Raw genomic sequence first — 6,571 nt, 5'->3', positions numbered from 1 at the left:
GGCCGAAGGCGACGTTCAGCGGCTCGAAGAAGCCCACATCGACGCGGCGCGCCACGTCGATTCCCAGCACCAGCTGGTCGTAGCTCATGCCGCCGTCGTCGAAGGTGGTCGGCGACAGCGCGCCGTACGTGGCGTTGCCGGTGTTGAGGCCCGAGTAGTTGATCTCGTTCCGGCCCCACACGACGTTCACGTCCACGTTGAAGCCCGCCACCTCACCCTTCAGCCCGACCGCGGCGGTGACGTCCTCGATGTCCGCCCCGATGAGCGGCAGGAAGCCGGTCGGGTAGATGGCCTGCAGGGCGGTGGCGGCGGCCAGGGTCGAGCCGGCCAGCGCCCGCGGGTTCGCGGCGCTGGCGCCCTCGCGGGTCTGGTAGCCGGCCCAGCCGTAAAGGCCCCAGGTCTCGTTCAGCGGCAGCCCGGCGTTGGCGTAGAAGTTCCAGGACTCCACCTCAGGATCCCCGTAGCGCGAGTTGATCACCGGCGGATTGACCCGCACGTCGATGTCGCCGCGGCTGGTCGGGTCGCGCTGCAGGTATTCGCCCGACAGCGTGACGAAGCCCTCGGGGCCCAGCGGCAGGCCGGTCCAGCCCTGCACGGTCACCGTCTGGCCGTCGTTCTCGTCGCGCCCGCCGGTGTTGCGGGGCGTCTTCACAGTGGTGGCGTACTGGCCGTAGGTGACGCTGAGGCCGCCGCCCTCGCGCGCCTCGCGCAGGCGCAGGTTGATCACCCCTGCAATGGCGTCGGAGCCGTACTGGGCCGAGGCGCCTTCGCGCAGCACCTCGATGGTCTCCAGGGCGACGGTGGGGATGGCGTTCAGGTCGACGGCCGCCGAGCCGCGGCCCACCGACCCGTTGACGTTGACCAGGGCCGAGGCGTGGCGGCGGGTGGAGTTGACCAGCACCAGCGTCTGGTCGGGCGCCAGGCCCCGCAGGGTCGCCGGGCGCACGTGGTCGGTGCCGTCGGTGATCGCCGGCCGTGGGAAGTTGATCGACGGGGTGACGGTTGACAGCGACTGGGCGAGCTCGGTGGTTCCGGTGCGCGAGAGCGCCTCGGCGCTGACCACGTCGACCGGCGCGAGGGTGTCGAGCCGCGAACGGCCTTCGGTGCGGGTGCCGGTGACGACCAGCTCCTCGACCTCCGCCTCCTGGCGGGCCTGGGCGCTGGCGCCCGAGGTGAGAAGCGTGGCGGCGGAAGCGGCGGCGAAGAGAGCTAGGCCATAGCGCATGGAAGGTTTCCCCCCGGAGCGCGGCCGCGCCTCATGCGCTGTGTTGGAGCCCGCGCCCCTCGAAGCTTCAGCTAACCTGCGGATTCGTCCGGCAAAAAGGGCGCTGAAGACACACCGAACAGCAAAACGGCGCGGGCCTTGCGGGCCCGCGCCGTCTGTTCGTCGATCGGTTCGGAAAGCTTACGCTTCCGCGCCGTACTCGGCCTGTTGCTGGCCGGCGCCGCCTTCGAGGAGCTCGGCGGCGGCCTGGTCGGCCGCGAGACGCTCTTCCTCGAACTGGCTGGCGATGATGTTCTCGCCGCGGGCCTGCCGGTCAGCCTCGTCCTGGCTGCGGGCGATGTTGAGGGTCACCGTGACGACCACTTCGGCGTGGAGGCGGACCTTCACGTCGTGCATGCCCAGGGTCTTGATCGGCTTGTCGAGCACGACCATCGCCCGGTCGACCTTGCCGCCTTCGGCGTTGATCACGTCGGCGACGTCACGGCCGGAGACCGAGCCGTAGAGCTGGCCGCTCTCGCCGGCCTGACGGATCAGGACGTAGGAGGTGCCGTCGAGGTTCTCGCCCGCCTTGGCCGCGGTTTCGCGGGCCTTGGCGTTGCGAGCCTCGATCTCGACGCGCTGGGCTTCGAAGACCTTCTTGTTGGCTTCGTTGGCGCGCAGGGCCTTTTGGCGCGGCAGCAGGTAGTTGCGGGCGTAGCCGTCCTTCACGTTGACGACGTCGCCGAGGCCGCCCCAGCCTTCCACGCGCTCCAGGAGGATCACTTTCATCGGGTGGTCCTCCTTACTTCACGACGTAGGGGAGCAGGGCCAGGAAGCGGGCGCGCTTGATGGCCTTGGCCAGTTCGCGCTGCTTCTTGGCCGACACGGCGGTGATCCGCGAGGGCACGATCTTGCCGCGTTCGGAGACGTAGCGCTGCAGCAGCTTCACGTCCTTGTAGTCGATCTTCGGCGCGTTGGCGCCCGAGAACGGGCAGACCTTCCGGCGGCGGAAGAACGGGCGGCGAGCGCCGCCGGCGGGCGCGCCGGGGGCCGGCGCGGCGACAGTGGTTTCGTCGGTCATTGACGGCCTCCCTCGGGCGTGAACGGACGGTCGCCGCGATCAGGGCGATCGCCGCGCTCAGGGCGGTCGCCGCGGTCGCCGCCGGCGAACGGACGGTCGCCGCCGCCGAACTCGTCACGCGGACGTTCGCGGTCCCGATCCCGGCGCGCCAGGATGGGGGAGAGCTCCAGGTCGAGCTCGTCGACCCGCACGGTCAGGTAGCGCAGCACGTCCTCGTTGATGGACAGCTGGCGCTCCATCTCCTTCACCGCCGGCGCCGGGGCGTCGATGGCGAGCAGGGAGTAGTGGCCCTTGCGGTTCTTCTTGATGCGGTAGGTGAGGTTACGAAGGCCCCAGTACTCGATCTTGGCGACGGCTCCGCCTTGCTCTTCGATGAGCGTCTTGAGCGTGTCGTTGAGGGCTTCGGCCTGTTGCGGCGAGATATCCTGCCGCGTGATGACGACGTGTTCGTATAGCGCCATGGCGTCCTTCTTCCGGTGGCGGAAGGCGGCGCGTCCGGCGGCGGAAGGTCCGCCGGAAACGATGGATCTGGCCGCGGCGGTGCGGGAGTGAATCTCCCGACCCTTTAAGGCTCCGCGACAGACCGCCTTCCAGGAAAGCGCGGGCAAATAGGGGAAAACCGCCGCAAAGGCAAGGTTTACCTCCCCAGCCGCGCCCGGAGGCAGGCGCTAACGCAGCTCCACCGTCTTGCCGTCCACGGTGATCCGCTCGATCCGCATCTCGGCGGCGCCGTCGGTGCGGGGATAGCCCTCGAGGGTCACCCGCTTGCCAGGCGCGAGCATCTCGCGCGTCAGGCCCCGGTTCTGCATGCGCAGGACGGGGGCGAGGATCACGTCCCAGGTCTTGCCCTGGTACGACACCTTGGCGCTGCCGTGCGGGTTGCCCCAGACCACGTTGGTGAGCGGCGCGGTGTGCTTGATGATCTTGCCGGAGTCGTAGGAGCTCCAGCCGTGATGGGCGAGGGCGGCGGCGGGCAGCACGAGGGCGGCGCAGGCGGCCGCGACGGGGACAATGCGGAACATGGGCGAGCCTCCTTCTGAGGGTCCGCCATCCTAGCTCACGCGCCGCGGACGATCACGCCTTCGGATGAGAGGCCCTGGGCCGCGCAGAGGGCGCGGTAGGAGGCGAGGACCGAGTGGGCGTCGGTGACGCTCAGCACCTGGCCGGCGGCGTCGACGTTCACATTGGCCCCGTAGATGGCGAACCACACCTGGGTCACGCCTTGTTGGTCCTTGGGGATGGTCAGCGTGTGGAGCGACCCTGCCGGCTCGTAAAGGTAGGAGCCGGGGCTGTTCACCACGTCCGGATACTCCGAATAGAACCAGCGCCCCTGCTCGGTGACCGCGAACACCGAGCCCGTATGGTAGTGGGTCTGGATCTGGTGGCCGGGCCGGAAGCGGGTGCGCACCACCCACAGGCCCTGGCCGAGATCGACCTGCAGCAGCTGCAGCGAATTGCCCTCGCCGACCTGCGCGAACGGCACCTCGTCGATGCCGCGATGCAAGGCCTCGTGGCCGACCGGCGGCAGGGGCACGGCGCGGACCGTGCGGGGGGCTGCGTCGTCCATGTCGCTCTCCGTCTCAGGCGAAGCGGACAGCGTAGATCGGCGGCAGGCGGGCGGGAAGGCCGCTCCAGGTCTCGCCGCCGTTTTCGGTGAGCCACAGCCCGCCGGTGGTGGACCCCATGGCCAGCCGCTCGCCGGTGGCGTCGATGTCGAGGCCGTGGCGATAGACGAGGTCGTAGCTGACGTCCTGCGGTAGCCCTGCGCTGAGCACGTCGAAGCTCTTGCCGCCGTCCCGGGTGCGGGTGACCACCAGCTTCTGGTCGACGGGGTAGCGGAACTCGTCCTTCACCGCCGGGACGAACCAGGCGCAGTCCGGATCCTTGGGGTGCACGGCCACCGCGAAGCCGAAGCTGGAGGGCGGCGCCTTCAGCTCCTGCCAGCCGTCGATGCCGCCGGTGGAGCGGAAGACGCCGTTGTGGTGCTGGATCCAGTAACTGTCCGGCGCGGCCTCGCAGCGGACCATCCGGTGCGGGTCCTGGGTGGTCGGATCGCTCGCCTGCTCGGGCGGCAGGTATTCGGCCCGCAGGCCCTGGCCGCCGAGGCTCCAGGTCTCGCCGCCGTTGCGGGTCTCCCACACCCCGCCGCAGGACACGGCGACGGCGATGGACCGGGAGTCGCGCGGGTCGACGCTGATCGAGTGGACTCCCGGCATGTCGTAGCCGCCGCCGAACCACTGCTCCCGGCGAGGATCGTCCCAGAGGCTGCGGACCAGGCTCCAGCTCTCGCCGCGGTTCGCGCTGTGGAACAGGCCGCCGGGCAAGGTGCCGGCCCACAGCACGCCCGGCTCGTCGGCCCCGCCGGTCTCCAGCGACCAGATCAGCTTCAGGGCGGGCGCCTCCTCGCCCTCGCCGACGCCCTCGTAGGAGGGGACCGCGACCTCGGTCCAGCTGGTCCCGTCGTCTTCTGAGCGGTGCAGCTTCACGCCGAAGTGGCCAAGATCCAGGGCCGCGTAGAGCGTCCCGTCGCGGGCGTCCTTCAGCGCCGCGCTGATCGGCGAGCCCAGGAAGTGGGCCTTGGCGTGCGTCCAGCCGCCGCCGTCCCGGCGCACCTCGATCAGCCCCTTGCGGGTGGAAACCAGCAGCCGGTCGGACATCGCCCCCTCCTGTTAGCCGCCCGAGAGGGCCTGGAAGACATAGACCTCGCTCGTCTCGCCGACCGGCAGCGACAGTGCGCTCTGGCGCGGCTTCAGCGTCCCGTCCACGAAGATGGCGATGTGTTTGCGAACCCGGCCATGGTCGTCGAGCACGTAACCCTTCAGCCGCGGATAGTCGGCCGCGACGGCCTGGATGAGCTCGCCCACCGTGGCGCCGGCGTACTCCACCGGCTCGCAGGGCCCCACGGCCTCGAGGTGGCGGGTGAAGGCGATCCTGGCCATGGCGAGGAGCGTGCCGAAAGATCGGCGTTCGTTCAACCGGAAGGTTGATCACAAGCTTCAAGATCCTCCCCCTTCGCAGGGGGAGGGGGGCCGCCGAAGGCGGTGGAGGCGGTTCACGCGCACCTCAGTCCCTGGGGGAGAGCTCCCCCTGTGGGGGAGCGTCTTGGCTAGGCGGCCAGCTTCAGCAGTTCCGGCGGGGCCTCGAACACGCGGACGATCTCTTCCTCGCGGTCGTCGTAGAGGACCGAGACGCCGGCGGCGCGGGGCAGGGCCTCGCCGAGCCAGGTGCGCACCTCCGGGTCGGCCAGGCGGTCGTCGGAGAGGCGCATCAGGGTGCGGCCGCCGCCCTGGTCCACCAGGATGTCGGAGAAGCGGAGCACGGCCGTGACGACCGCCCCGGGCAGCGGCGTGCGGACGGGCGCGGAGACGGGGAGGGGGGACTTGCGGCGGCGGGGGCGGAAGCTGCGGTTCATCGTCTGACCTCGGTTGCCGGAGCGGCTTTCCTGAGGTCTGATGCCCAGCAGCGACAGAATCGGACGCAGGAGAACGAATGCGGCACGAAAAGGCTTCCCGCCTCCTGCAAATGGCCCGGCTGCTGGCCGGGACCGCCGAAGGGCTGACGCTGGACGAGCTCGCCGAACGGATGGGCGTCGGCCGGCGCACCGCCGAGCGGATGCGCGACGCCGTGCGCGAGGTCTTCCCTCAGCTGGAGGAGGTGGAGGATCCGCCGACCAAGCGGTTCCGCATCCCATCGGGCCTAGACGGCCTGTTCCAGGCGCCGACCGCCGATGAGTTGGTGGCCCTGCGCACCGCGGCCGACAACCTGGAGAACTCCGGCGCCCACGCCCGGGCCGCGGCCCTGCAGTCCCTGGAGCAGAAGATCCTCTCCTCAACGAGGGCTCCGACCCGGCGGCGCCTCGCGCCTGATCTCGAAGCCCTGCTGCAGGCCGAGACCATCGCCGTCCAGGCCGGCCCGCGACCGTTCGAGGACGAGGCGGTGCTGAGCGCGGTGCGCGAGGCGGTCAAATCGCTGAAGACCCTGCGCTTCCGCTACGAGGGCGGCAGCGCGCCGGGGCGCGTGCGGGAGGTCACGCCGTTCGGGATCCTGTTCGGCCGCTCCAACTACCTGGTGGCGGCGGAAGGGACGGGCGGGGAGCCGCGCACCTGGCGCCTCGACAGGGTGCGCGACATCGAGGTCACCGACCGGCCGGGCTCTCGGCCGGAGAGCTTCTCGCTGCAGGACTTCGCGGACGAGAGCTTCGGCATCTATCACGACGCCGTCGAGGACGTGGTTCTCAGGATCCGCCCGCATGGGGCTGAGGACGCCCTGGGCTGGCGCTTTCACGC

General features: G+C 70.4%; 9 protein-coding genes and 1 pseudogene. 1 reads left to right on the top strand and 9 read right to left on the bottom strand.

Annotated elements, in window-relative coordinates; all coding sequences use genetic code 11:
* The 9 genes and pseudogenes from VHK87_RS04760 to VHK87_RS04720 form a co-directional block, all read right to left on the bottom strand.
* Positions 1–1,225: TonB-dependent receptor plug domain-containing protein (locus VHK87_RS04760; RefSeq protein WP_329633749.1), on the bottom strand; the 1,225-nt coding region annotated here is incomplete at its 3' end.
* Between the two features lie 180 nt (positions 1,226–1,405).
* Positions 1,406–1,993: a 50S ribosomal protein L9 gene (gene rplI / locus VHK87_RS04755; protein WP_329633748.1), complete on the bottom strand. Its 588-nt coding sequence runs from the start codon at positions 1,991–1,993 to the stop codon at positions 1,406–1,408.
* Between the two features lie 13 nt (positions 1,994–2,006).
* Positions 2,007–2,285: a 30S ribosomal protein S18 gene (gene rpsR / locus VHK87_RS04750; RefSeq protein WP_329633747.1), complete on the bottom strand. Its 279-nt coding sequence runs from the start codon at positions 2,283–2,285 to the stop codon at positions 2,007–2,009.
* 104 nt (positions 2,286–2,389) lie between these two features.
* Positions 2,390–2,746, bottom strand: a pseudogene (rpsF, locus tag VHK87_RS04745) (30S ribosomal protein S6); the annotation flags it as partial.
* 207 nt (positions 2,747–2,953) lie between these two features.
* On the bottom strand, positions 2,954–3,307 hold the full coding sequence (locus VHK87_RS04740; RefSeq protein WP_329633746.1) for a DUF6152 family protein: 354 nt from the start codon (positions 3,305–3,307) through the stop codon (positions 2,954–2,956).
* A 35-nt stretch (positions 3,308–3,342) separates the two neighbouring features.
* Positions 3,343–3,852, bottom strand: coding sequence for a 2,4'-dihydroxyacetophenone dioxygenase family protein (locus tag VHK87_RS04735; protein ID WP_329633745.1), 510 nt, complete (start codon positions 3,850–3,852; stop codon positions 3,343–3,345).
* 13 nt (positions 3,853–3,865) lie between these two features.
* Positions 3,866–4,942, bottom strand: coding sequence for a hypothetical protein (locus tag VHK87_RS04730; protein ID WP_329633744.1), 1,077 nt, complete (start codon positions 4,940–4,942; stop codon positions 3,866–3,868).
* Between the two features lie 12 nt (positions 4,943–4,954).
* The gene (locus VHK87_RS04725) at positions 4,955–5,224 is read right to left on the bottom strand and encodes a MoaD/ThiS family protein (protein WP_329633743.1); all 270 of its coding nucleotides are present in this window, start codon (positions 5,222–5,224) and stop codon (positions 4,955–4,957) included.
* A gap of 167 nt (positions 5,225–5,391) precedes the next feature.
* Positions 5,392–5,697, bottom strand: coding sequence for a hypothetical protein (locus VHK87_RS04720; RefSeq protein ID WP_329633742.1), 306 nt, complete (start codon positions 5,695–5,697; stop codon positions 5,392–5,394).
* A gap of 77 nt (positions 5,698–5,774) precedes the next feature.
* On the opposite strand from VHK87_RS04720, the gene VHK87_RS04715 reads away from it, so the two are divergent.
* The coding region (locus tag VHK87_RS04715; protein ID WP_329633741.1) for a helix-turn-helix transcriptional regulator at positions 5,775–6,571 on the top strand (797 nt) is incomplete at its 3' end.

Source organism: Phenylobacterium sp. (assembly GCF_036263695.1).
Classification (GTDB): Bacteria; Pseudomonadota; Alphaproteobacteria; order Caulobacterales; family Caulobacteraceae; genus Phenylobacterium.
The sequence above is the reverse complement of the archived record's forward strand: the minus strand, read 5'-3'. Positions and strand labels throughout refer to the sequence as shown.